This window comes from Streptomyces sp. NPDC028928 (assembly GCF_055564915.1).
This window is the reverse complement of record NZ_JBVHVI010000011.1, coordinates 90,649-114,629: the sequence shown is the minus strand read 5'-3', so window position 1 is coordinate 114,629 and position 23,981 is coordinate 90,649. Positions and strand designations below refer to the sequence as shown.

The following is a 23,981-nucleotide window of genomic DNA, read 5'->3' as shown; positions in this document are numbered from 1 at the left end:
GCCGTCAGGTGACGTCGCCGTCCCGCCAGTCGAGGACCAGTTCCCCGGCCGGGTCGAGCGCGCCCCGCACGTACACACCGCCTTCCTCCTCCGGCAGCCGTACGATCCCGTCCGGCGAGAGGGCGTGCACCCGGCCGGGCCACTGCTGCCAGCCGCGGGCGGCGTACAGCAGGGCGCCCTCGTCGCTCGCGGAGAGCGCGCCGAGGTCGTAGGCCCGGTCGAGAACCCGCTCCAGCTCGCCCATCACCCGCCCGCCGAGCCCCGTCCGCCGCACGTCGGCCCGTACCGCGACGGCCTCCACGTACCCCGTGCGCAGCCAGCGCCCTCCGTGCCGCACCCGGCGCATCACGAGGGCCCCGTGGGCGGCGAGCCCGTCCCCGTCCTGGAGCAGCACATGTATCCCGCCGAGGCCGTGCTCCCAGTCCTCGTCGGAGAAGTCCCCGTCGAACGCGTCGTCCAACAGGGCACGCGCGGAACGCAGTTCGGCGGGCTCCAGGTCGGCGGTGTGCGCGAGGCGAAGGCGAGTGGTCATGCCTCCAGTATCACACCTAACCACTGAGTTCACCTTGGCTGGTTAGCGAACGACGCGGCCTCCGACATGGCGACGGGCCGGGAAGCCTGCTCGGCGGCAGGCTTCCCGGCCCGTGTTCGGGGGGCTGGGGGTCAGCCCATGTGCGGGTACGTGTAGTCGGTCGGCGGGACCAGGGTCTCCTTGATGGCGCGGGTCAGCGTCCAGCGCAGGAGGTTCTGGGGGGCACCGGCCTTGTCGTTGGTGCCGGAGGCGCGGCCGCCGCCGAAGGGCTGCTGGCCGACGACGGCGCCGGTCGACTTGTCGTTGATGTAGAAGTTGCCGGCCGCGTAGCGGAGCTTCTCCATCGTGTAGGCCGCCGCCGCGCGGTCGTTGGCGATGACCGAGCCGGTGAGGGCGTAGTCCGAGACCGACTCCATCTGGGTCAGCATCTCGTCGTACTTGTCGTCCTCGTAGACGTGCACGGCGAGGATCGGGCCGAAGTACTCGGTCGTGAAGACCTCGTTCTCCGGGTCGGTGCACTCGATGACGGTCGGGCGGACGAAGTAGCCCACCGAGTCGTCGTAGCTGCCGCCCGCGACGATCGTGCAGGCCGGGTCCTGCTTGGCGCGGTCGATCGCGGCCTTGTTCTTGGCGAACGCGCGGTCGTCGATGACGGCGCCGAGGAAGTTCGACAGGTCGGTGACGTCCCCCATGGTCAGGTAGTCGACCTCGGCCGCGAACTCCTCCTTGAAGCCCGAGTTCCAGATGGAGGCCGGGATGTAGGCGCGGGAGGTGGCGCTGCACTTCTGGCCCTGGTACTCGAAGGCGCCCCGGGTGAGGGCCGTCTTCAGGATCGCGCGGTCGGCCGACGGGTGCGCGACGAGGAAGTCCTTGCCGCCGGTCTCGCCGACCAGACGCGGGTAGGAACGGTACTTCTCGATGTTGTTGCCGACCGTCTTCCACAGGTACTGGAAGGTCTTGGTCGAACCGGTGAAGTGGATGCCGGCCAGGTCGCGGTGCTCGAGGGCGACCTTGGAGACCTCGATGCCGTCACCGGTGACGAGGTTGATGACGCCCTTGGGCAGGCCCGCCTCCTCCAGCAGCCGCATGAGGAGCACGGCCGCGTGGGTCTGGGTCGGGGACGGCTTCCAGACCACCACGTTGCCCATCAGGGCGGGGGCGGTGGGCAGGTTGCCGGCGATCGCCGAGAAGTTGAACGGCGTGATCGCGTAGACGAAGCCCTCCAGCGGGCGGTGGTCCAGGCGGTTCCACACGCCCGGGGAGTTCGCCGGGGGCTGCTCGGCCAGGATCTGCCGGGCGTAGTGGACGTTGAAGCGCCAGAAGTCGACCAGCTCACAGGGCGTGTCGATCTCGGCCTGCTGGACGGTCTTGGACTGGCCCAGCATGGTAGAGGCGGCGATCGTCTCGCGCCACGGGCCGGCCAGCAGCTCGGCGGCGCGCAGGATGATCGCGGCACGGTCGTCGAAGGACATCGCGCGCCAGGCCGGCGCGGCGGCCAGGGCCGCGTCGATGGCGTCCTTCGCGTCCTGCTGGGTGGCGTGGCGGCCGGTGCCGATGACGGCCTTGTGGTTGTGCGGCTGCACGACCTCGAACGGCTCGCCGCCGCCCATCCGCTTCTCCCCGCCGATGGTCATCGGCAGGTCGATCGGGTTCTCGGCCAGCTCCTTGAGCTTGACCTCCAGCCGGGCGCGCTCCGGCGAGCCGGGGGCGTAGCCGTGCACCGGCTCGTTGACGGGGGTGGGGACCTGGGTCACAGCGTCCATGAGATCCGTAACTCCTTGTACGTGAGCGGGTGTTCGGGCTCAGCCCTTGCTGACCATGGAACGGAGGAAGAACCGGAGGTTGGCCGGCTTCTCCGCCAGGCGGCGCATGAAGTAGCCGTACCAGTCGGTGCCGTAGGCGGTGTAGACGCGCATGCGGTGGCCCTCGGCGGCCAGCCGCAGGTGCTCCTCGCCGCGGATGCCGTACAGCATCTGGAACTCGTACTCGTCGAGCTTACGACCGGCCTTGTGGGCCAGCTCCTGGGCGATGGCGATCAGTCGCGGGTCGTGCGACCCGATCATCGGGTAGCCCTCGCCCTCCATCAGGATGCGCAGGACCCGGACGTACGCCTTGTCGATCTCGTGCTTCTGCTGGTAGGCGACCTCGGCGGGCTCCTTGTAGGCACCCTTGACCAGGCGGACGCGGCTGCCGGACTCGGCGAGGCGGCGGGCGTCGGCCTCGGTGCGGAAGAGGTAGGCCTGGATGACACAGCCGGTCTGCGGGAAGTCCTTCCGCAGCTCCTCGTGGATGGCGAACATCGAGTCGAGGGTGGTGTGGTCCTCGGCGTCGAGGGTCACCGTCGTACCGATGGCGGCAGCGGCCTCGACCACCGGGCGGACGTTCGCGAGGGCCAGCTCGTGGCCGCCGGGGAGCGCCTGGCCGAACATCGACAGCTTCACCGACATCTCGACCCGCTCGCCCAGCTCCAGCTGCTTGAGGTGGCCGATCAGCTCCAGGTAGGCGTCCCGGGCGGCACAGGCCTGCTCGGGGGTGGTGATGTCCTCGCCGACGACGTCCATCGTCAGCTCCAGGCCCTTGGCCGTCAGGTCCTTGATGATCGGGACGATGTCGGCCACGGTCTCGCCGGGGATGAAGCGGTCGACGACCTGCTTGGTCACCGGGGCCGCCGAGATCAGGCGTCGCATCCGGTCGCTGCGCGACGCGGCGAGAATCACGGGACCCAGCACGGGGCACCTCCACAGACAAGCACCAAATACGGCCATCACCCGACGATTCGGGTACGGCACGGAGAACCACCGTGAAACCTAAGGATCTCTCCGATCGTCGGCCATCGACAGCTGTCACGCATCCGTGCCCGGGATCTCAGACAGATGTATGAAGGCGGCCGGGAAATGGGGGAGAATGCCCGAGTGGCGGCTGAATTCAAGGCGGACTACCAGGAGCTGGTGGACGAGATCTCCGAGTTGCTGGGCGTGCCCGCGACCCTGGAGAACCGCGACTTCGAGCTGATCGCCTTCGGGGCGTACGACAGCGAGGGCGAGCTGGACCCGTCCGCGCTGGACCCGGTCCGCACCCGCTCGATCCTGACCCGGCGCTCCACGGCCACGGTCCGGGCCTGGTTCGAGGGCTTCGGCATCACCCGCGCGACCGGACCGGTCCGCATCCCGCCGAGCACCGAGGCCGGTGTCTACCGCGGCCGGATCTGCCTGCCCGTCCGGCACCGGGGCGTGGTCCTCGGCTACGTCTGGCTGCTGGACGGCGACCCCGGGCCGACCGACGCCCAGCTGACCGCCGCCATGCGGGTCGCCGGCCGGATCGGCGCGCTGCTCGCCGACGAGGCGGAGGCCGGGGCGGGGCTGAGCCGGGAGCTGCGGGCGGTGCTCACCGCGGAGAGCGGCTGGCAGCGGGACATGGCGGTGGCCGACCTGCGCACCGCGCTGGGACCCCGCGCGGACGGCCCGCACACCCTGGTCTGTGTCGCGCCCTGGCCGTCGGCCGACCCGGACGACGCCCCGGCCGCCCGTACGATCCCGCACGCCACGGCGCTGTGCACGCTGCCGTGGGGAGCGGCCGGGCAGAGCCTCGCCCTGCTGGTGCGGCTGCGGACCACGGAGACGAGCACCCCCGCGGTGGCGGCGGCCACGCGGCTGCTGAAGGAGGCCGGGACGGCGCGCGGTGCGGCGGGGAGCGTGGCCCGCGGGACCGGGGCACGGGTGGCGGCGGCGGTCGCCGCGGGGTTCACCGCGGGGGCCGGGGGCACGTGCTGCGCGGCCGGTGTCGGCGAGCCCCGCACCGGCCTCGCCGAGCTGGGCACGGTCTGGCAGGAGGCCGCGGCCGCGGCGCGGGCCGCGCTGGCCGAGCCGCGGTTCGGGCCGGTCGCCGAGTGGGCGCGGATCGGGGCGTACCGGCTGCTGACCGCGCTGCCGCCGGAGGCCGCGCACGACCGCGTGGTCGGCCCGCTCCTCTCCCCCGCGCACCGGGAGCTGGCCCGCACGGCCGAGGTCTATCTCGACTGCGCGGGCCAGGCCGGCCGCACGGCGTCCGAGCTGGGCATCCACCGCCAGACGCTGTACTACCGCCTGTCCCGGGTGGAACAGCTGACCGGCCTGGACCTGGACGACGGCGAGGACCGCCTGCTGCTGCACATGGCCCTGAAACGCGCACGCCTCTGACCGGCTCACGGCTCACCGCCCGGCGGACGCGCTGGCCGGCCGGGGAGGCGCGCTGGCCGGCCGGCGGCGATGCGGCAGCGGGCGGCAGCCGTCGGTCCGGCTGGAGCCGGCCGGTGCGGATCGCGTCCCTCAGCTGCCGTTCCAGCTGGGCAGCTTGTCACGCCGGCGGTGCGGGGCCGGCCGGTGTCGGGTGGGCGCGGGGACCGGGTCAGTCCGCGGTGACGCCCTTGATCAGCCGCCGCAGCCCCTCGGTGAGCTGCTCGGCGGTGGTCGCCGAGTCCGGGTCGAAGAGCCACTGGACCATCAGCCCGTTGAGGAGGGTCTGGTAGAGCCGGCCCTCGGTCTCGACGGCCTCCGGGTCGAGGTCCGCCTCGGGGACGCCGGCGAACATGGCGGCGAGCCCCGCGCGGCCCTCCCGCTGTGCCTCCGCGAGGAGCTTGCGCACCTCCTCCAGCCGCTCGTCCTGGAACATCAACTCGAAGCTGAGCAGCCAGATCGGCCGCGACTCGGGCACCGTGCGAATGACCGCGGCCCAGACCTCCTGGAAGCGCTCCAGTGAGCCCGGAGGCTGCGTCACCTCCCCGCCGAGCCCCGGGTCGAACCGCTCCCCCACGCCCTCGATCAGCGAGATGTACGCCTGCACCAGCAGGGCGTCCTTCGAGCCGTAGTGGTAGCCGATCGAGGCCAGGTTGGTGCCCGACTCCTTGACGACGTCCCGCGCGGTCGTGCGCAGGAAGCCCTTCTCCAGCAGGCAGCGCTTGGCGCCTTCGAGCAGATCCTCACGGTGTCCCATGCCGCCCACCTTACCCAGGATCCATACGACCGTCCTAGACGGACGACTTATACATCCGTCCTAGACAATCGTTTAAGACGTCCGTACAGTCCTCGGCATGACGATGAACTCGACGAGCACCGCCACCCCCGTCCGCGCCGGAGGCCGCGCGTGGACCGCGCTCGGCGTGCTGATGCTGCCGCTGCTGCTGGTCTCGATGGACGTCTCGGTCCTGTACTTCGCGACCCCCGCGATCAGCGCCGACCTGCGGCCCAGCGGCACCCAGCAGCTGTGGATCTTCGATGTCTACGGCTTCGTGCTGGCCGGCCTGCTGATGACGATGGGCTCGCTCGGCGACCGCATCGGCCGCCGCAGGCTCCTCCTCATGGGAGCCGCGGCCTTCGGCGGAGCCTCGCTCCTCGCGGCCTACGCCGACAGCGCCGAGACCCTGATCGCGGCCCGCGCGATCCTCGGCATCGGCGGCGCCACCCTGATGCCCTCCACGATGGCCCTGCTGCGCACGATGTTCACCGACCCGGCCCAGCGGGCCAAGGCGATCGGACTCTGGTCCGGCGTGATGACCGGCGGCATCGCCCTCGGCTCGGTGATGAGCGGCATCCTGGTCGAGCACTTCTGGTGGGGCTCGGTCTTCCTGGTGAACCTGCCCGCGATGGCGCTGCTGCTCGTCCTCGGCCCGGTGCTGCTGCCCGAGTCGAAGAACCCCGCGCCCGGCCGCTTCGACTGGCCGAGCGTCCCGCTGTCCCTGGCCGCCGTGCTCCCCGTGATCTACGGCCTGAAGGAGATCCCGTCCGAGGGCTGGCACCCGCAGTACGTCCTCTGCATCACCGTCGGCCTGCTGTTCGCGGCCCTCTTCGCCCACCGCCAGCGCACCGGCACCTCCCCGCTGATCCCGCCGGCCCTCTTCCGCGGCCACGGCTTCACCCCGGCGCTGGTGCTGACCCTGGTCTGCGCGTTCGGGATGATGGGCTCGGCCGTCTTCACCACGCAGTACCTGCAGTCGGTCCTCGGCAAGAGCCCGCTGGAGGCGGCGCTGTGGAGCCTGCTCCCGTCGGTGCTCATCGGGGTCGCGGGTCCCGTCACCGCCCAGCTCGTCCAGCGGGGCGTCCACCGCGGGTACGTCGTCGCCGCGGGCTTCGCGGTCAGCGCCGCCGGTTACGCCCTGCTGTCCCTCGCCGGCACCGACTCCCTGTGGCTGGTGCTGGCCGCGGCCGGCGTTCTCGCCTGCGGGGCGGTCATGGTGATGTCCCAGCTGACCGACCTGGCGATGAGCGGCGCGCCGGTGGAGCGGGCGGGCACGGCCTCCTCCCTGCTGGAGACCGGCACCGAGTTCGGCGGCGCGCTGGGCATGGCGGTCCTGGGCTCCGTCGGTACGGCCCTCTACCGCCACGAGATGCCGGCCACGGCTCCGGCGGAGGCCCGCGAGACCCTGGGCGGGGCGCTCGCGGAGGCGGTTCGGCTGCCCGGCCGGGGCGGTGAGTCCCTTCTGGCCGCGGCGCGGGAGGCGTTCACCGGCGGTATGCAGGGGGCTGCCGTCGCGGGCGCGGTGACGCTGGCGCTGGCGGCGGTGGGTGCGGCGGTGACGCTGCGCAGGATCGAGGTCAGGGAGAAGTAGGGAGAGGCGAGGGCGCAGAAAACGCCGGGCGGGCTGACCGAGGTCAGCCCGCCCGGCGTCTCAGGACGGAACTAGACGAGGTTCACCGAGCGGGCGGACGTCGCGCCGATCTCGGAAGCCACCTCGGCCAGAACGGCGGAGCCCACGGTGTCGTCCACGGTCAGCACGGCGAGCGCCTCGCCGCCCACCGCCGCGCGGGCGACCTGCATGCCGGCGATGTTGATGCCCGCCTCGCCGAGGATGCGGCCGACGGTGCCGACGACACCCGGACGGTCCTCGTAACGCAGCACGACCATGTGGTCGGCGAGGGCCAGGTCGACGTCGTAGTCACCGACCGCGACGATCTTCTGGACGTGCTTCGGGCCGGCCAGCGTGCCGGAGACCGACACCTCCTCGCCGGTGCCCAGCGTGCCGCGCACGGTCACCACGTTGCGGTGGTCGGCGGACTCGGAGCTGGTGGTCAGGCGGACCTCGACCCCGCGCTCCTGCGCGAACAGCGGGGCGTTGACGTAGGACACGGTCTCGTCGACGACGTCCTCGAAGACACCCTTGAGCGCGGACAGCTCCAGCACCTTCACATCGTGCTGGGTGATCTCGCCGTAGACCTCGACGTCGAGGCGGACCGCGACCTCACCGGCGAGCGCGGTGAAGATCCGGCCGAGGCGCTCGGCGAGCGGCAGGCCCGGCTTGACGTCCTCGGCGATGACACCGCCCTGGACGTTGACGGCGTCCGGCACCAGCTCGCCGGCGAGGGCGAGGCGGACGGACTTGGCGACGGCGATACCGGCCTTCTCCTGCGCCTCGTCCGTCGACGCGCCCAGGTGCGGGGTGCACACGACCTGGTCCAGCTCGAAGAGCGGGGAGTCGGTGCAGGGCTCCTTGGCGTACACGTCGAGGCCGGCGCCGGCGACCCGGCCCTCCTTCAGCGCCGCGTACAGCGCCGCCTCGTCCACGATGCCGCCGCGGGCGGCGTTGACGACACGCACGGTCGGCTTGACCTTGCGCAGCGCCTCGTCGCCGATGAGGCCGAGGGTCTCGGGGGTCTTGGGCAGGTGGACGGTGATGAAGTCGGAGACCTCCAGCAGCTCGTCCAGGGAGAGCACCTTGACGCCCATCTGCGCGGCCCGCGCGGGCTGCACGTAGGGGTCGTAGGCGACGACCTTCATGCCGAAGGCGGACATGCGCTGCGCGACGAGGGCACCGATGCGGCCCAGGCCCACGACGCCCAGCGTCTTCTCGGCCAGCTCGACGCCCGTGTACTTGCTGCGCTTCCACTCGCCGTTCTTGAGCGCGGCGTTGGCCTGCGGGATGTTGCGGGCGGTGGCGAGGATGAGACCGCAGGCCAGCTCGGCGGCGGTCACGATGTTGGAGGTGGGGGCGTTGACGACCATCACGCCGGCCTTGGTGGCGGCGGAGACGTCGACGTTGTCCAGGCCGACACCGGCCCGGGCGACGACCTTGAGCTTCTTCGCGGCGGAGATGGCCTCGGCGTCGACCTTGGTGGCGGAGCGGATCAGGATCGCGTCCACGTCGGCGATGGCCGGAAGCAGCTCGCCGCGGTCCGCTCCGTTGCAGTGCCGGATCTCGAAGTCCGGACCAAGTGCGTCGACGGTGGCGGGCGACAGCTCTTCAGCGATGAGTACGACGGGTTTCGAGCTCACGTGAGTCCTCACATGTGCGATGCGGACGGCCGTCCCGACGGCCGCAGGCGGAGGAGGGGGGCTAGCCGCGGAAGACGCACGACGCTGTGGGCCTGACGCGTGTTGTGCAGAAGTGTAGTGGTGTGGCGGGGGACGCATTGCGCCTCCGCGGAAGGATCACCCGTCCGGGGCTGGACGGGGTGGACAACAGGGGCCGGAGCAGTGCGCCCCGGCCCCTGTCGGAAGGCTTACGCCTCCTCGTTCACCCAGCTCATCAGCTTGCGCAGCTCCTTGCCGGTGGTCTCCAGCAGGTGCTCGGAGTCCTGCTGCTTGTACTCGTTGTACTTCTTCAGACCGCCGTGGTACTCGTCCATCCAGTTCTTGGCGAAGGTGCCGTCCTGGATCTCGGCGAGCACCTTCTTCATCTCGGCCTTGGTGGCGTCCGTGATGATGCGCGGGCCCGTGACGTAGTCGCCCCACTCGGCGGTCTCGGAGACCGACCAGCGCATCTTCTCCAGGCCGCCCTCGTACATGAGGTCCACGATCAGCTTCAGCTCGTGCAGGCACTCGAAGTAGGCGATCTCCGGCTGGTAGCCGGCCTCGGTCAGGGTCTCGAAGCCCGCCTTGACCAGAGCCGCGGTGCCACCGCACAGGACGGCCTGCTCGCCGAAGAGGTCGGTCTCGGTCTCCTCGGTGAAGGTCGTCTTGATGACGCCGGCACGGGTGCCGCCGATGCCCTTGGCGTACGACAGGGCCAGCGCGAAGGCGTTGCCGGAGGCGTCCTGCTCGACGGCGGCGATGCAGGGAACGCCGCGGCCCTCCTCGTACTGGCGGCGGACCAGGTGGCCCGGGCCCTTCGGGGCGACCATGGCGACGTCGACGCCGGCCGGGGGCTTGATGAAGCCGAAGCGGATGTTGAAACCGTGGCCGAAGAACAGCGCGTCGCCGTCCTTCAGGTTCGGGGCGATGGACTCCTCGTAGACCTGGGCCTGGATCGGGTCCGGGACGAGGATCATGATGACGTCGGCCTCGGCGGCGGCCTCGGCCGGGGTCACCACGCGCAGGCCCTGCTCCTCGGCCTTGGCCTTGGACTTCGAGCCCTCGTGCAGACCGACACGCACGTCCACACCGGAGTCACGCAGCGACAGGGCGTGGGCGTGGCCCTGGCTGCCGTAGCCGATGACCGCGACCTTGCGGCCCTGGATGATGGACAGGTCGGCGTCGGCGTCGTAGAACAGCTCGGCCACTTTGGGTTCTCTCCTTGTGTGCAGGTGGTGCGTCCCACCGTATGACGGCGGGCGGGAAGGAAGTTCGGGGGTCTCGGCATACGGGCGGCCGTTGTTCGCCGGCCGCCCGTTCTCAGTCTTACGCCGTCCGGTCGAGAGCGCGCAGGGACCGGTCCGTGATCGAACGGGCGCCGCGGCCGATCGCGATCGTGCCGGACTGCACCAGCTCCTTGATGCCGTACGGCTCCAGCATCTTGAGCATGGCGGACAGCTTCTCGCTGGACCCGGTGGCCTCGATGGTCACGGCCTCCGGGGAGACGTCGACGGTCTTGGCGCGGAACAGCTGGACGATCTCCACGATCTGGGAGCGGGTCTCGTTGTCGGCGCGGACCTTCACCAGAACGAGTTCGCGCTGCACGGCCTGACCGGGCTCCAGCTCCACGATCTTCAGCACGTTGACGAGCTTGTTGAGCTGCTTGGTGACCTGCTCCAGCGGCAGGTCCTCGACGCCCACCACGATGGTGATGCGGGAGATGTCGGGGTGCTCGGTGACGCCGACCGCGAGCGAGTCGATGTTGAAGCCGCGCCGGGAGAACAAGGCGGCGATACGGGCGAGGATGCCCGGCGTGTTCTCCACCAGGACGGAGAGCGTGTGCTTGGACATGTTCAGGGATCTCTCTCGCTCAGTCGTCTTCGTTGTCGCCGAAGTCGGGGCGGACGTCCCGGGCGGCCATGATCTCGTCGTTGGAGGTGCCGGCGGCGACCATCGGCCAGACCATCGCGTCCTCGTGGACGATGAAGTCGATGACGACCGGGCGGTCGTTGATGGAGTTCGCCTCCTCGATGACCTTGTCCAGGTCCTCCGGGCGCTCGCAGCGCAGGCCCACGCAGCCCATCGCCTCCGACAGCTTCACGAAGTCCGGCACCCGCGTGCCCTTGGCCTCCGGGTTGACGTCGTCGGGGCCGCTGTGCAGCACGGTGTTGGAGTAGCGCTGGTTGTAGAAGAGGGTCTGCCACTGGCGGACCATCCCGAGGGCGCCGTTGTTGATGATGGCGACCTTGATCGGGATGTTGTTCAGGGCGCAGGTGGTCAGCTCCTGATTGGTCATCTGGAAGCAGCCGTCGCCGTCGATCGCCCAGACCGTCTGCTCCGGCCGGCCCGCCTTGGCGCCCATCGCGGCCGGGACCGCGTAGCCCATCGTCCCGGCGCCGCCGGAGTTCAGCCAGGTGGCGGGCTTGTCGTACTGGATGAAGTGCGCGGCCCACATCTGGTGCTGGCCGACGCCCGCCGCGAAGATCGTGCCCTCGGGGGCGAGCTGCCCGATCCGCTCGATGACCTGCTGCGGGGAGAGCGAGCCGTCCTCCGGCTGGTCGTAGCCGAGCGGGTAGGTCTCGCGCCAGCGGTTGAGGTCGCTCCACCAGGCGGTGTAGTCGCCCTGGTGGCCCTCGCTGTGCTCCTTCTGCACGGCCTGGACCAGGTCGGCGATGACCTCGCGGGCGTCACCGACGATCGGCACGTCCGCGGCGCGGTTCTTGCCGATCTCCGCCGGGTCGATGTCCGCGTGGACGATCTTGGCGTAGGGGGCGAAGCTGTCCAGCTTGCCGGTGACGCGGTCGTCGAAGCGGGCGCCGAGGGCCACGATCAGGTCGGCCTTCTGCAGCGCGGTGACCGCGGCGACCGCACCGTGCATGCCCGGCATTCCCACGTGCAGCGGGTGGCTGTCGGGGAACGCGCCGAGCGCCATCAGGGTGGTGGTGACGGGCGCGCCGGTGAGTTCGGCGAGGACCTTCAGCTCGGCGGTGGCCTGCGCCTTGAGGACGCCGCCGCCGACGTAGAGGACGGGACGCTTGGCGGCGGTGATCAGCTTGGCGGCCTCGCGGATCTGCTTGGCGTGCGGCTTGGTCACCGGGCGGTAGCCGGGCAGGTCCATCACCGGCGGCCAGGAGAAGGTCGTCTTCGCCTGGAGCGCGTCCTTGGAGATGTCGACCAGAACCGGGCCCGGGCGGCCGGTGGAGGCGATGTGGAACGCCTGCGCGATCGTCCGCGGGATGTCCTCGGCCTTGGTGACGAGGAAGTTGTGCTTGGTGATCGGCATGGTGATGCCGACGATGTCCGCTTCCTGGAAGGCGTCCGTGCCGATCGCCTTCGAGGCGACCTGGCCGGTGATCGCGACCAGCGGCACCGAGTCCATGTGCGCGTCGGCGATCGGCGTGACCAGGTTGGTGGCGCCCGGTCCGGAGGTGGCCATGCAGACGCCGACCTTGCCGGTGGCCTGCGCGTAGCCGGTGGCCGCGTGGCCGGCGCCCTGCTCGTGCCGGACCAGGACGTGGCGCACCCGGGTGGAGTCCATCAGCGGGTCGTAGGCGGGGAGGATCGCGCCGCCGGGAATGCCGAATACCGTGTCCGCGCCGACCTCCTCGAGGGAGCGGATGAGGGACTGCGCACCCGTGACGTGCTCGACGGGGGCGGACTGCTGTCCTCCGGAACGGGGCCGCGGCTGCGGATGGTGGGCCCCGGTGGCCTGCTCGGTCATCGGCATTCTCTTCTCGATGCTGAGGGTTTTTGCGAGGTTCGGGCGGATTTCACGTGCTGCACGCAAGGCACTCGTGCAACAAAAAACCCCTCGTGCCGCAAGGCAAGCGAGGGGAGCGCGCCGGTGAGGTCGCTGGGGATTCCGGATCGTCCTCCGGTGGGTCCCAGCTCAGCCGACGCGCTGTCCAAGTACGAGAATTCGGGTGCGCATGGCACTGACCCTCCCCCCGGCACGCACCACGTGTCAAGTGGGTGGGACGGGCGTCTCAGAATGTGAACGAAGGGCACTCCCGCCTCCGATGACAGCCGACACACCCCCTGTGTACACCCGTGATCCCTTCCCCGCGAACGCCGGTTCGGCCGGGGCGTGCGGCACCGGATAGTGGCCGGATCCGAGCGCCCGGCGCAGCCGGTACTCGTCCAGCGGACCGGCGAACGCCATGCCCTGTCCGTGGGTGCAGCCCATCGCGCGCAGCGCGACCACCTGCTCGGGCAGGTCCACGCCCTCGGCGACCGACTGGAGCCCGAGATCGTCGGCGATCCGCAGCAGACCACTGGTGATCTTGTGCAGTCGCGCGGACTCCACCACGCCCTCGACCAGGCTGCGGTCGAGCTTGAGGATGTCCACGGGGAGCCTGCGCAGGGCCGTGATGGCCGCGTAGCCGCTGCCGAAGCCGTCCAGCGCGATCCGCACCCCGAGCCGGCTGAGCGCGGTCAACCGCCGCTCCAGCTCGTCCAGACAGACCCGGGGATCGGTGTCGGACAGTTCGATGACCAGCGCGCCGGGCGGCAGCCCGTGCCGGGTCAGCAGCGCCTCCACCGAGCCGAGCGGCGTCGAGCGGTCCAGCAGCCGCCGGGCGCTCATCCGGACCGCCACCGGTGCGGCGAGCCCGGTCGCGGCCCGCTCGGCCGCCTGCTCCACGGCCTCCTGCAGGATCCAGCGGTCCAGCTCGGCGGTCTTGTCGCCGTCCTCGGCCACCCGCAGGAACTCGGCCGGGGTGAACAGCACACCCTGCGAGGAGCGCCAGCGCGCCTGTGCGGAGACCGCCGTGATCCGGCCGTTCTGCAAGCACACCACGGGCTGGTGCAGCAGCGCGAACTCGCCGTCGTGCAGCGCGGCACGCAGGCGCGTGGCCAGCTCCGCCTTGCGCACGACGTCCTGCTGCATCTGCGGCTTGTACAGCTCGACCCGGCCCTTTCCGGCCGACTTCGCGCGGTACATCGCCAGGTCGGCGTTGCGCAGCAACTCGCCCGCGCCGAGGCCCGGTTCGGCGAAGGCGACGCCGATGGAGGCGTTGACCCGGACGTCGTTGCCGTCGATGGCGTACGGCTGGGAGAGGGTGCCCCTGAGGCGGTCGGCCAGCTCCAGGATGTTCCGCTCCCGGGCGGCCCGGTCCCGGGTGCCGTCCCCGACGATCAGGGCCGCGAACTCGTCACCGCCCAGCCGGGAAGCGGTGTCGCCCTGGCGGACCGCGTCCTGGAGTCTGCGGGCGGCCTGGATGAGCAGCTCGTCCCCGGCTTGGTGGCCGATCGTGTCGTTGACGGCCTTGAAGCCGTCCAGGTCGATGAAGAGCACCGCCGTACCGCGCAGGGCGGCGCCCCGGTCGGTGGCGCGGCGGCCGGACAGGGCCTGCTGCACGCGCTTGGTGAACAGCGCGCGGTTGGGCAGGTCGGTCAGTGGGTCGTGCTCGGCGTTGTGCTGCAACTGTGCCTGGAGACGCACCCTCTCGGTGACGTCCCGGCTGTTGAAGATGAGGCCGCCGTGGTGCCGGTTGACGGTCGACTCGACGTTGAGCCAGCCGCCGTCGCCGGAGCGGAACCGGCACTCGATGCGGGTGGTGGGCTCCTCCAGGGGGCTGGCGGCGAGGAAGCGGCGCACCTCGTGCACCACACAGCCCAGGTCCTCGGGGTGGATGAGAGCGGCCAGCTCGCTGCCCACCAGCTCCTCGGCGGGCCGGCCGTACACCCCGGCGGCGGCCGGGGAGACGTACCGCAGGATGCCGTTGGGGGCGGCGATCATGATGACGTCGCTGGAGCCCTGCACCAGGGAGCGGAAGTGGTTCTCCTTCTGGGCCAGTTCCTGGGTGAGGGTGATGTTGTCCAGCAGCATGATGCCCTGCCGGATGACGAGCGCCAGCACCACGGCGCCCGCGGTGATCAGCACCACGTGGTCGGGCCTGCGGCCGTTGAGGACGTTGTACAGGATGCCCAGGGTGCACACGGCTGCGGCGAGGTACGGGGTGAGGGCGGCGAGGGAGCCGGTGAGCGGCCGGCCGGAGGGGTACCGGCTGAGTTCGCCGCCCGGCGCCGGCAGGGGCGGCAGCGGGTGGTGGCCCGTGCTCCGCTGGCCCGGCACGTGCTCGTGGACCACGCGCGTGTGCCCCTCCGCCGCGCGTGCCTCCTGCGCGCTCCCGCGCCGCGGGGCGGCCCAGGGGGCGTAGGCGAGCAGCAGCGAACCGGCGAACCAGCCCGCGTCCAGCAGCTGCCCGGAGCGGTAGCTGCTGTGCAGCAGCGGGGAGGTGAACAGGGCGTCGCACATCACGGTGAGCGCGAGCGCGCCGATCGCGGTGTTCACCGCCGTACGGTTGCCCGGGGCGCGGCGGAAGTGCAGCGCGAGGACCATGCTGACGAGCGCGATGTCGAGCAGCGGGTACGCCAGCGACAGCGCGGCGTGCGCCACGCTCGACCCGTCGATGCGGGCCGCCTGGGCGAGCGCGAGGCTCCAGGAGAGGGTGAGCAGCGAGCCGCCGATCAGCCAGGCGTCCAGGCCCAGGCAGATCCAGCCCGCCCGGCTCACCGGCCGCTTGGCGAGCACCAGCAGGCCGACGATGGCGGGCGGGGCGAAGCACAGGAAGAACAGGTCGGCGTAGCTGGGACTGGGCACGGGCCGGTCCAGCACCACCTCGTACCATCCCCAGACCGCGTTGCCCAGCGCGGCCATGGTCGAGGAGAGAGCGAACAGCAGCCAGGCGGAGCGGAAGCGGACGCGCCGGCTGCGGGCGTAGAGGAAGCAGGAGACGGCGGCGGTGCCCGCCGCGCCGGTCAGTCCGAAGTCGCCCATGATGAGCGCGACTTCCTTCGTACCCCAGTCGAACGCGGCTCCGACGGCGTAGGCCGCGCAGATCAGGGCGAGGACGAGTTGCTCCGCGAACCGGGTGCCGTCACCGGCGGCCGGCCGGCGGGGCGGCGGCGCCTCGTGCGGGTGCGGTGCGCGCACCGCTCCGTCGAGGGGGGTCGTCACCGAGGGCGGGGCGCTCACCGGGGCCTCCCGGTCCGCGCCGCTCCCGGGTCCCGACGGTCCCGGTGCGCTGGGTGCGCATGCCGGCGACGGCCGCTGTGCCTGCGCTGCTGGTGGCTGTGGTGGCTGGTGTGGTGGCCGCGCCTGCGTGCGGCCGTGCGCCAGGGTCGCCGTCGGCGGCTCCGCCGCGTCGGATCGTTCGTCCATAGGCCGTGCATCGCCCGTCGCCCCCCTCACAAATCTGAAATGTCCATCCCCGGCGCCGAACGGTCAGCGGCGCAGCCCCTGTCCGGGACGATACACCAGGATCGTCACTCAGGGACATAGCTTCTCTACGCTCCGTGACGACCAGCGAGGATGCGGGTACGGGCCGCGTCCGAAAGGTTGCGGAGGGTGCCGGAAGCCGCTTACCGCCCGGTTGATCCCGCCGTTCCTGGTCCGGTCGTAAGGATCACGTTGCGCAGCGGCTCCTGGTTCACGTACCGGCTCAACTGGTCGGCCAGCAGCCGCTTGGCGCGCGGCAGGAAGGCCGAGGAGGGCCCGCCGACATGCGGGCTGATCAGCACTCCGGGCGCCTGCCACAGGGGGTGGCCCGGGGGCAGCGGCTCGGGGTCCGTGACGTCCAGGGCGGCGGTGATCCGGCCCCGGTCCAGCTCGGCGAGGAGCGCCTTGGTGTCCACGACGGCTCCGCGCGCGACGTTCACGAGCAGCGCGCCGTCCTTCATCCGGGCCAGGAAGTCGGCGTCGACGAGCCCCCTGGTGGCCTCCGTGAGCGGGGTGCAGAGGATCACGACGTCCGCGTCCGGAAGCAGGGAGAGCACATCGGTGATCGGGTGCACAAGACCGCGCGCCGTGGTGCGCTGGGAGCGCGCGACGCGCGCCACCCGCGCCACCTCGAACGGCGCGAGCCGGTCCTCGATGGCGGCACCGATGGCCCCGTAACCGACGATCAGGACGTTCTTGTCGGCGAGCGAGGGGTGGAAACCGCCGGTCCAGCGCTCCTGTTGCTGGTCCCGGACGAACTGCGGGATGCCGCGCAGCGCGGCGAGGGTCAGGGTGAGCGCCAGTTCGGCGGTGCTCGTCTCGTGCACCCCGCGCGCGTTGCACAGCCGTACCCCCGGCGGGATCACCGACAGCTGGGAAGTGATGTCGTCCACGCCGGCGGTGAGCGTCTGGATGACCCGGACGTTCGTCAGGTGCTCCAGCGGTCCCACCCGGACCGGGAGCCGCTTCATGTACGGCACCACGTACACGGCGCACTCCGCCGGGTCGCCGGGAAAGGGCTGGTGGCCGTCGTCTCCCCCGTCCCAGAACAGGTACCGGGGCCCCTCGGGCAGCCCTTCGATCTCCTCGGGCGGAATGGGAAGCCAGACGTCTGAAGTCATGCGAGGAGGCTATGTCAGGCACGCGCGCGTGCAGAGGTTAGGTTGGGGGCCGGGCAGAGGGAGGTTCACGAGCAGGTGGAGCGCAGGACGATCGGCGCGGGGGGACTCGCGGTGGGGGCCGTCGGACTCGGGTGCATGCCGATGAGCTGGGCGTACAGCGGTTCCCGGCAGCGGGGGGAGGAGTCGCTCAGAACCGTGCACCGGGCCCTCGACCTCGGTTCGGACCTCCTGGACACCGCGGACATGTACGGCCCGTTCACCAACGAGCTGCTGCTGGGCCGGGTGCTGAGGGAGCGGCGCCGGGAGGCCTTCGTGTCCACGAAGGTGGGGCTGCTGGTGGGCGAGCAGCACATCGTGGCCAACGGCCGCCCCGGCTATGTGCGGCGGGCCTGCGACGCCTCGCTGCGCCGGCTGCAGACGGACGTGATCGACCTGTACCAGCTGCACCGCGCCGACCCGGAGGTGCCCGTCGAGGAGACCTGGGGCGCGATGGCGGACCTGGTGCGGGCCGGGAAGGTGCGGGCGCTGGGCCTGTGCGCGGTCGGCGCGCGCGGCGGGCGCCGCACGGGTTCGGGGCTGTACGACGCGACGCTGCGCCAGTTGCAGCGGGTGCAGCAGGTGTTCCCGGTGAGCGCCGTGCAGGCGGAGCTGTCGGTGTGGTCGCCGGAGGCACTGCGGTCGCTGCTGCCGTGGTGCGAGGCGCGGGGCGTGGGCTTCCTGGCGGCGATGCCGCTGGGCAACGGCTTCCTCACCGGCACGCTGACGCCGGGCGAGGGCTTCGAGCCGGACGACGTACGGGCCCGGCACCCCCGGTTCACCGCCGAGATGATGGCGGCGAACCAGCCGATCGTCGTGGGGCTGCGGCGCATCGCCCGCCGGCACGGCGAGGACGTCACCCCGGCCCAGGTGGCGCTGGCCTGGGTGCTGGCGCAGGGCCGCCATGTGATCGCGCTGCCGGGCACCAAGCGGGAGCGGTGGGCCGCGCAGAACGCGGCGGCCGCGGGGCTGCGGCTGACCGCGCAGGACCTGGCGGAGGTGGCCCGGCTGCCGGCGGCCCAGGGGTCGTGGGACTGAAGGTTCCCTCCAACGGGTGCCGCGGTCCGGGAACCCGCGGGGGTACGGGCGGTGTTGGACAGGGAGAGCATGCCGTGCGGACCGCCGCGTCGAAGGGACCCTGATCGTGCGACGTCGAGCTGTACCGGCCGTCCTGGCCGCGACCGCCCTCCTGCTGACGGCCGGCTGCTCCTCCGGCGGGGAGGGCCGGACGGACGGGAGCGGGCGGACGGCGACCGGGAGCGCTCCGGGCGCCTCCGCCCCGCGGGCCACCGGGTCCGTACCCCCGGCCAAGGGCTCGGTGCGGGTGCTGCGCACGGTGGCCGAGGGGCTGAAGACACCGTGGGGGCTGGCTCCGCTGCCCGGTGGCGGGCTGCTGGTGTCCTCCCGGGACGAGGCCACGATCAGCAGGATCGACGAGAAGACGGGCCGGACCACCGAACTGGGCACGGTCTCCGGGGTCTCGCCGGCCGGCGAGGGCGGACTGCTGGGCATCGCCCTCTCCCCCGGCTTCGCCTCCGACCACATGGTCTACGCCTACTTCACCTCCGTCTCGGACAACCGCATCGTGCGCATGCTGTACGACGCGAAGAAACCGGCCGGTGAGCAACTGGGCGCCCCGGACACGGTGTTCAAGGGCATCCCGAAGGGCTTCATCCACAACGGCGGCCGGATCGCCTTCGGCCCGGACGGCATGCTGTACGCGGGCACCGGTGAGAGCGGGCAGAAGGGCCTCGCGCAGGACAGGAAGTCGCTGGGCGGCAAGATCCTCCGGCTGACCCCGGACGGCGAACCGGCGCCGGGCAACCCGTTCCCCGGCTCGCCGGTCTACTCGTACGGCCACCGGAACGTGCAGGGCCTGGCCTGGGACGACCGGCAGCGGCTGTTCGCCTCGGAGTTCGGCCAGGACACCTGGGACGAGCTGAACGCGATCAAGCCCGGCGGGAACTACGGCTGGCCGGACGCCGAGGGCAGGTCGGCCGACACCCGCTTCCAGAACCCGCTGGCCCAGTGGCGCACCGACGACGCCTCCCCCAGCGGGATCGCCTGCGTGGACGGGGTGATCTGGATGGCGGGTCTGAAGGGCAAGCGCCTGTGGCGCATCCCGCTGAACGGCACCTCGGCCTCGGCAGCCCCGCAGGCCTTCCTCACGGGCACCTACGGCCGCCTCCGCACGGTCGTCCCGGCGGGCGGCGACAGGCTCTGGCTGGTGACGAGCAACACGGACGGCCGGGGCACCCCGGAGAAGGGGGACGACCGGGTGCTGGAGGTGCGGGTGCGGTGAGCCCGGCTTCCCCGTTCAGCCCGCTTCCGGAGCCGTGGGCCGGCCTTCGTCCGGTTCCGGCTCGGCCGGCGCCGGTCCCGGCAGACGTATCACCGCCTTGCCTGACGCAAGGTCTATGGGACCGCGGCCGGGGTCGTTGTCACCGACGTCCTCGCGGGTCAGTTCCAGTCGCTTCTGCTCGTCCCGGGTGTGTTTACGGCCGGGTGCGAACAGTTCCTCGAACACGTTGAACACGGCTCCCCCTCACTGCCGGTTTCCTCCAGCGTAGGTCTCAGTCCCGCGCTTCGGCAGTGAGCGTCCCGGCCGGGAACAGTCCCAGCCGGTGTGCCACCGCCGCCGCCTCGCCGCGGCCGGAGACGCCGAGCTTGCTCAGGATGTTGGAGACGTGGACGCTCGCGGTCTTCGGTGAGATGAACAGCTCCTCGGCTATCTGGCGGTTGGTGCGTCCGGCCGCGACCAGGCCGAGGACGTCCCGCTCCCGGCTGGTCAGACCGAGCGCCGTGGCCGGGTCGGCGGGGGCCTCGCGGGCGGCACCGGTCAGGGTGAGGCGGGCGCGCTGGGCGAGCCGGGCGACGGCGTCGGCCAGGGGGCGGGCGCCGAGGTGGGCGGCGACCGCCGCGGCCAGCCGGAGCAGCTCGCCCGCGCGGTCGCGCTCGTCGTCGCCGCCCTCGGCCAGCAGCGCCCCGGCGAGCCGGTGGCGGAGCCGGGCGAGGTCGTAGGGCCGGTCCAGGCACTCGAAGGCGGCGACGACCGGGGACCAGGTGCCCGGGGTGTCCCGGCCCTCGGCGCGGAGCAGTTCGGCCCGGGTCCACTGGCCGTAGGCCTGCCAGAGCGGCACGCCGGTGGTGAGGGTGCGTACGGCGGCCGAGAGGCGGTCGAGGATCTCGGCGCGGCCGGGCCGGGCGGCGGGCAGGGTGCGGGCGTCGGCCTCCGCGGTGGCGGCGGCCAGCAGCAGCGGCCAGCCGTAGCGGTGGGTGCCGGTCGGGAATCCGGCGTCCAGGGCCGGGAGCAGGGCCGCTCGGACGTCGGCGATCCGGCCCTCGGCGGCGGCGATCCCGAGGCTGATGCGGGCCAGGGGCAGCAAGTGGTGGGGCATCGGGTCGTGCGTGCCGTACCGGGCGCGGGCGGCGGCCAGGTGCCGGCCGGCCTCGGCGAGGTCGCCTCGGCCCAGGGCGAGGTGGGCCAGGCGCAGGGCGCCCGCGCCGCGGGGCTTGGCGCTGTGGCCGATCCTGGCCGCGTGCGCGGCGGCCTCGGCGGCCTCCGCCCACTGGCCGAGCGAGTACAGCGCCTCGGACAGGTTGGCCCACGCCCAGGCCCCGGAGTCCAGCAGTCCGTACCCGCGGCAGAACTCGATGCCCTCGCGCAGCAGGGGGACGGCCTCCCGGTCCCGGCCGATGCTCTGCAGCGCGGACGGCAGGTTCACATAGGCGCGGCCCGCGACGTGGTGCACGCCCTCCGCGCGGGTGTCCCGCAGGACCTGCCGCATCTGCGCGAGACCGGCCTCCGGGTCGCCGGACTCCACCGTCAGCCCGCCCAGGGTGAGGCGGGCGTGCAGCTCGGTCTCGCGGGCGCCCACCATCCGCGCGTACTCCACGGCGCGCTCGGCGGCGGCGAGGGCGTCGGGGCCGGGACGGCGCTGCATGGACCAGCTGGCGGCGACCGCCAGCACCTCGGCGTGCACCTCGGACGGCGGCAGGCCGCGCACCAGGTCCTGGGCGGTGCCCAGCTCCTGCCAGCCGTCGCCGCGCGCCAGGGCCTGCACCAGCCGGGCGCGCTGCACCCAGAACCAGGCGGCGCGCAGGGGGTCGGGCTCCTCCGCCAGGAGGCGCAGGGCCCGCTTGGTGATCTTCAGTGCGCGTTCGCGTTCCCCGCCGAAGCGGCCCGCGACGGCCGCCTCGGCCATCAGGTCGAGGTAGCGCAGCGGGGTGGTGGCCGGGTCGCAGCCGCACGGGGGGTAGACCTCGGTGTAGTCGACCGGGCGCAGGGCGGAGCGCACCTCCTCCGGGGCGCTGTCCCACAGCTCCATCGCCCGTTCCAGCAGCCCGAGTTGCTCGGTGTAGGCGTGCCGGCGGCGGGCGACGACGGCGGCGGCCAGGACGGCGGGCAGGGCCTTGGCGGCGTCGTGGGCGTGGTACCAGTAGCTGGCCAGGCGCATCACGCGGGCGTCGGCGGGGACCAGCGTGGGGTCGGACTCCAGGGCCTCGGCGTAGCGCCGGTTGAGCCGGGAGCGTTCGCCGGGCAGCAGGTCGTCGGCGACGGCCTCGCGGACCAGGGAGTGCCGGAAGCGGTAGCCGTCGCCGGAGCGGGTGACGGTGAGGAGGTTGGCGCCGACGGCGGCCCGCAGCGCCTCGATGAGGTCGTCCTCGGTGAGCTGGGCCACGGCGGCGATCAGCCGGTACTCCACCGTGGAGCCGCCCTCGGCGACGATGCGGGCGACCCGCTGGGCGCTCTCGGGCAGTGCCTCGACCCGGACCAGGAGCAGGTCGCGCAGGGAGTCGGTGAGGCCGGTGCAGTCGCCCTGGGCCGCGGCGACGGCGAGTTCCTCGATGAAGAAGGCGTTGCCGTCGGAGCGTGCGTAGATCTCGTCCACCTGGGCCGGGTCGGGTTCGGCGGCGAGGATGCCCGCGATCTGGCGGCCGGCCTCCTCGCGGGTGAAGCGGGCGAGTTCGATCCGGCGGACGGTGCGCAGCCGGTCCAGTTCGGCGAGCAGGGGGCGCAGCGGGTGGCGGCGGTGGATGTCGTCGGAGCGGTAGGTGGCCAGGACGAGGAGGCGGCCGGTGCGCAGGGTGCGGAAGAGATAGGCGAGGAGGTGTCGGGTCGAGGCGTCGGCCCAGTGGAGGTCTTCCAGGACGAGGACGACGGGGTGTTCGGCGGCGACGCGCTCCAGCAGCCGGGCGGTGAGTTCGAAGAGGCGGGCCATGCCCTGTTCGTCGTGGCAGCCGGCGCCGGCCTCGCCGAGGTCGGGCAGCAGCCGGGCCAGTTCCTCCTCCTGGCCGGCCGCGGCGGCGGCGAACTCCTCGGGCAGGGCGTCGCGGAGGGCGCGCAGCGCGGTGGAGAAGGGGGCGAAGGGCAGCCCGTCGGCGCCGATCTCCACGCAGCCGCCGACGGCGACGACGGCACCCTGCCGGGCCGCGGCCGTGGCGAACTCCTCCACGAGGCGGGTCTTGCCGACGCCTGCCTCGCCGCCGAGCAGCAGCGCCTGCGGCTCGGCCGCGGCGGCACGGGCGAGCGCGTCGTTCAGCGTGTCCAACTCGTCGGTGCGGCCGACGAACACGGGACTGACGGACCTGGTCTCCACGGGCCCGAGCATCGCACGGGGCGGGGACGGCGGGTCACCGGTTTTCCACAGCCTCGGTGTGATCGTCGTACCGGCGGGCGGAGGAGACGTACCGGTGGCGGGCGGAGTCGTCCCCACGGCCGAAAGGGCCGTACGGCTCCGCTGGGGAGCCGTACGACCCCGGGCCGTGGAGCGGCCGACCCCCGTACGGCCGCCCCGCGCCCCCGTGGTCATGCGGTGCGCGGCGACCGGAGCCGGCGGGGACGGTCCGTATGGGACTCGGCGGCCGGCGCGTCGTGGCCGGCATCCGCGCGACGGGCGGCGCGGCGGGCGCGGACGGCCTCGCGGGCCAGGCGGTGCTGCTGGGCCTCGCGGCGCAGGTCCGCGGACCGCATCCGGTGGAGTTCGAACTCGTGCATGGCAGGTCCTTCCGGGGAGACGCTGTCGTGGTGGTCGTGCCTCGCGTTCTGCGATGACTCCACCTTCGTCTCCCAGGGGGGTCCGCCACATCGGGAGAGTTCCGCATCTTCGGCCGGTCGGCGCCCCGTACACGCGCGTAAGGGGCCTTAGGCGGCCCGTGAGGTGCTCACGTACTCCCTAAGGCCCCTGTGACCTGCGGTTTTTCGTCCGGTCTGCGGTCTCTCAGCCGGCTTGCGGTCTCTCAGCCGGCCGAGGGCAGGCCGAGGAGGGCGTCGGAGTACTTCAGGACGGCCAGGAGCAGGCCGATGACGCCGAGCGAGACACCCGCCCAGGCGACCGACTTGATCCACGGGGCCTGCGGGCGGCCGGGGGCGCCGAACGCGGGCCGGGCCAGCACGACCACGCCGGTGACCAGCGCGGCCAGCGCGAACAGGCCGGCCCACAGGGCGGTGGTGTGCCACGCGTCGCCGTAGACCTCCTTGAGCTGCGTGGCGACGCCGGCGCTCGTGGAGGTGCGCAGCTGGCCGACGAGCTGTTCCCGGGCGCCGGCGACGGTGCCGATCCAGCCGCCGGTGAGCGAGACCAGGCCCAGGGCCGCGGAGACGACCGCTCCGGCACCCTGGCCGACCCCGGAGGGCACCCGGTCACCGGCCCCTTCCCGCTCGGCGCCCTCTTCGGTCTCCTCGGCCGCCGGGGCCTGTGCCTCGGTCTCCTCCTCGGTGGTGCCGGCCGCCACCGTCTCGTCGTCCTTGCGCGCCTCGGTACCGGCCTCGGCGCCTTCCGCTGTCTTCGTTGCCATGCCCGGCACCGTA

The 23,981-nt window shown here is 72.3% G+C and carries 18 protein-coding genes; 4 read left to right on the top strand and 14 right to left on the bottom strand.

The genetic code is table 11. From position 1 onward, the window contains the following. Positions 1–4: 4 nt before the first annotated feature. From ACZ4U1_RS25890 to ACZ4U1_RS25880, 3 genes are all read right to left on the bottom strand, one after another. Positions 5–532, bottom strand: coding sequence for a GNAT family N-acetyltransferase (locus ACZ4U1_RS25890; RefSeq protein ID WP_467906374.1), 528 nt, complete (start codon positions 530–532; stop codon positions 5–7). A gap of 131 nt (positions 533–663) precedes the next feature. Then, positions 664–2,295, bottom strand: a complete 1,632-nt coding sequence (gene pruA / locus ACZ4U1_RS25885; protein WP_467906373.1) for an L-glutamate gamma-semialdehyde dehydrogenase — start codon at positions 2,293–2,295, stop codon at positions 664–666. Positions 2,296–2,334: 39 nt separating this feature from the next. Further along, positions 2,335–3,261, bottom strand: a complete 927-nt coding sequence (locus tag ACZ4U1_RS25880; RefSeq protein WP_467906372.1) for a proline dehydrogenase family protein — start codon at positions 3,259–3,261, stop codon at positions 2,335–2,337. Between the two features lie 144 nt (positions 3,262–3,405). On the opposite strand from ACZ4U1_RS25880, the gene ACZ4U1_RS25875 reads away from it, so the two are divergent. Beyond that, entirely contained in the window at positions 3,406–4,707 is a 1,302-nt protein-coding gene (locus tag ACZ4U1_RS25875) for a PucR family transcriptional regulator (RefSeq protein WP_467906370.1), read from the top strand. Between the two features lie 208 nt (positions 4,708–4,915). Here the strand turns inward: ACZ4U1_RS25875 and ACZ4U1_RS25870 are convergent, their stop codons facing one another. Next, complete coding sequence (locus ACZ4U1_RS25870) at positions 4,916–5,500, bottom strand: TetR/AcrR family transcriptional regulator (RefSeq protein WP_467906368.1); 585 nt, start codon at positions 5,498–5,500, stop codon at positions 4,916–4,918. 97 nt (positions 5,501–5,597) lie between these two features. Between ACZ4U1_RS25870 and ACZ4U1_RS25865 the strand changes: the two genes are divergently transcribed. Further along, entirely contained in the window at positions 5,598–7,112 is a 1,515-nt protein-coding gene (locus tag ACZ4U1_RS25865) for an MFS transporter (RefSeq protein WP_467906366.1), read from the top strand. Between the two features lie 71 nt (positions 7,113–7,183). Here the strand turns inward: ACZ4U1_RS25865 and serA are convergent, their stop codons facing one another. From serA to ACZ4U1_RS25835, 6 genes are all read right to left on the bottom strand, one after another. Beyond that, a complete protein-coding gene (gene serA, locus ACZ4U1_RS25860; protein ID WP_467906365.1) occupies positions 7,184–8,773 on the bottom strand; it encodes a phosphoglycerate dehydrogenase in 1,590 nt (529 codons plus the stop codon). 227 nt (positions 8,774–9,000) lie between these two features. Next, positions 9,001–9,999 carry a ketol-acid reductoisomerase gene (gene ilvC / locus ACZ4U1_RS25855; protein WP_059252752.1) on the bottom strand — a complete coding sequence of 333 codons (999 nt, stop codon included), beginning with the start codon at positions 9,997–9,999 and terminating at the stop codon, positions 9,001–9,003. Positions 10,000–10,117: 118 nt separating this feature from the next. Continuing rightward, a complete protein-coding gene (gene ilvN, locus ACZ4U1_RS25850; protein WP_030654216.1) occupies positions 10,118–10,642 on the bottom strand; it encodes an acetolactate synthase small subunit in 525 nt (174 codons plus the stop codon). Positions 10,643–10,661: 19 nt separating this feature from the next. Next, complete coding sequence (locus ACZ4U1_RS25845) at positions 10,662–12,512, bottom strand: acetolactate synthase large subunit (protein WP_467906363.1); 1,851 nt, start codon at positions 12,510–12,512, stop codon at positions 10,662–10,664. Positions 12,513–12,755: 243 nt separating this feature from the next. Next, positions 12,756–15,770 (bottom strand): putative bifunctional diguanylate cyclase/phosphodiesterase, encoded by a 3,015-nt coding sequence (locus tag ACZ4U1_RS25840; protein WP_467906362.1) that lies wholly within the window; start codon positions 15,768–15,770, stop codon positions 12,756–12,758. A gap of 386 nt (positions 15,771–16,156) precedes the next feature. Then, positions 16,157–17,134: a 2-hydroxyacid dehydrogenase gene (locus ACZ4U1_RS25835; protein WP_467906360.1), complete on the bottom strand. Its 978-nt coding sequence runs from the start codon at positions 17,132–17,134 to the stop codon at positions 16,157–16,159. A 75-nt stretch (positions 17,135–17,209) separates the two neighbouring features. Between ACZ4U1_RS25835 and ACZ4U1_RS25830 the strand changes: the two genes are divergently transcribed. Next, a complete protein-coding gene (locus ACZ4U1_RS25830) occupies positions 17,210–18,208 on the top strand; it encodes an aldo/keto reductase (protein WP_467906359.1) in 999 nt (332 codons plus the stop codon). Between the two features lie 100 nt (positions 18,209–18,308). Then, positions 18,309–19,472, top strand: coding sequence for a PQQ-dependent sugar dehydrogenase (locus ACZ4U1_RS25825; RefSeq protein ID WP_467906676.1), 1,164 nt, complete (start codon positions 18,309–18,311; stop codon positions 19,470–19,472). 15 nt (positions 19,473–19,487) lie between these two features. Here ACZ4U1_RS25825 and ACZ4U1_RS25820 read toward each other — a convergent pair whose 3' ends face one another. The 4 genes from ACZ4U1_RS25820 to ACZ4U1_RS25805 form a co-directional block, all read right to left on the bottom strand. After that, on the bottom strand, positions 19,488–19,706 hold the full coding sequence (locus tag ACZ4U1_RS25820) for a DUF6191 domain-containing protein (protein WP_467906358.1): 219 nt from the start codon (positions 19,704–19,706) through the stop codon (positions 19,488–19,490). Between the two features lie 37 nt (positions 19,707–19,743). Further along, positions 19,744–22,782, bottom strand: a complete 3,039-nt coding sequence (locus ACZ4U1_RS25815; RefSeq protein WP_467906674.1) for a helix-turn-helix transcriptional regulator — start codon at positions 22,780–22,782, stop codon at positions 19,744–19,746. A gap of 197 nt (positions 22,783–22,979) precedes the next feature. Continuing rightward, on the bottom strand, positions 22,980–23,168 hold the full coding sequence (locus tag ACZ4U1_RS25810; RefSeq protein ID WP_467906357.1) for a hypothetical protein: 189 nt from the start codon (positions 23,166–23,168) through the stop codon (positions 22,980–22,982). A 242-nt stretch (positions 23,169–23,410) separates the two neighbouring features. Continuing rightward, positions 23,411–23,968 (bottom strand): hypothetical protein, encoded by a 558-nt coding sequence (locus tag ACZ4U1_RS25805; RefSeq protein ID WP_467906356.1) that lies wholly within the window; start codon positions 23,966–23,968, stop codon positions 23,411–23,413. Between the last annotated feature and the right edge of the window lie 13 nt (positions 23,969–23,981).

What these genes read in the sequence shown, in the direction of transcription:
- ACZ4U1_RS25890 (WP_467906374.1), bottom strand. Translation starts at nt 532, where the DNA reads ATGACCACTCGCCTTCGCCTCGCGCACACCGCCGACCTGGAGCCCGCC.
- ilvN (WP_030654216.1), bottom strand. Translation starts at nt 10,642, where the DNA reads ATGTCCAAGCACACGCTCTCCGTCCTGGTGGAGAACACGCCGGGCATC.
- ACZ4U1_RS25815 (WP_467906674.1), bottom strand. Translation starts at nt 22,782, where the DNA reads ATGCTCGGGCCCGTGGAGACCAGGTCCGTCAGTCCCGTGTTCGTCGGC.
- ACZ4U1_RS25875 (WP_467906370.1), top strand. Translation starts at nt 3,406, where the DNA reads ATGTATGAAGGCGGCCGGGAAATGGGGGAGAATGCCCGAGTGGCGGCT.
- ACZ4U1_RS25845 (WP_467906363.1), bottom strand. Translation starts at nt 12,512, where the DNA reads ATGACCGAGCAGGCCACCGGGGCCCACCATCCGCAGCCGCGGCCCCGT.
- ACZ4U1_RS25810 (WP_467906357.1), bottom strand. Translation starts at nt 23,168, where the DNA reads ATGCACGAGTTCGAACTCCACCGGATGCGGTCCGCGGACCTGCGCCGC.
- pruA (WP_467906373.1), bottom strand. Translation starts at nt 2,295, where the DNA reads ATGGACGCTGTGACCCAGGTCCCCACCCCCGTCAACGAGCCGGTGCAC.
- ACZ4U1_RS25805 (WP_467906356.1), bottom strand. Translation starts at nt 23,968, where the DNA reads ATGGCAACGAAGACAGCGGAAGGCGCCGAGGCCGGTACCGAGGCGCGC.
- ACZ4U1_RS25870 (WP_467906368.1), bottom strand. Translation starts at nt 5,500, where the DNA reads ATGGGACACCGTGAGGATCTGCTCGAAGGCGCCAAGCGCTGCCTGCTG.
- ACZ4U1_RS25835 (WP_467906360.1), bottom strand. Translation starts at nt 17,134, where the DNA reads ATGACTTCAGACGTCTGGCTTCCCATTCCGCCCGAGGAGATCGAAGGG.
- ACZ4U1_RS25865 (WP_467906366.1), top strand. Translation starts at nt 5,598, where the DNA reads ATGACGATGAACTCGACGAGCACCGCCACCCCCGTCCGCGCCGGAGGC.